Source organism: Streptomyces hilarionis (assembly GCF_024539675.1).
Classification (GTDB): domain Bacteria; phylum Actinomycetota; class Actinomycetes; order Streptomycetales; family Streptomycetaceae; genus Streptomyces; species Streptomyces hilarionis.
Genome location: NZ_JAHHIT010000786.1, coordinates 1 through 259, shown reverse-complemented (window position 1 = coordinate 259; position 259 = coordinate 1). Strand labels below are relative to the sequence as shown.

Below are 259 nucleotides of genomic sequence, written 5' to 3'. Positions count from 1 at the left end.
GCCATAGACCTCCATCGGATATTCAGTGCCGGCACTGGCGTCCATCAGCCAGAAGTCGGGGAATACCTGGTCTTCGCTTGAGTAGAATCGCAAGGGTTTGACGAACCTGCGTGATTCCTCACGCAACCTCGCCTCGATCACCGCTTCATAAGAGGATTCCACCGGGATCCACTCGTCACTGACCACCATCAACGCGACATTGAGCGCCTGTGCTTTACCCGGCTCCGTGGGTTGATCGGTCTGAACAATCGCTATAACC

General features: G+C 55.6%; 1 protein-coding gene. It reads right to left on the bottom strand.

The window, feature by feature from the left end; all coding sequences use genetic code 11:
- Positions 1 to 259 (bottom strand): DUF1173 family protein (locus KMS84_RS44690; protein WP_256921626.1); only part of this gene is annotated, 259 nt, incomplete at both ends.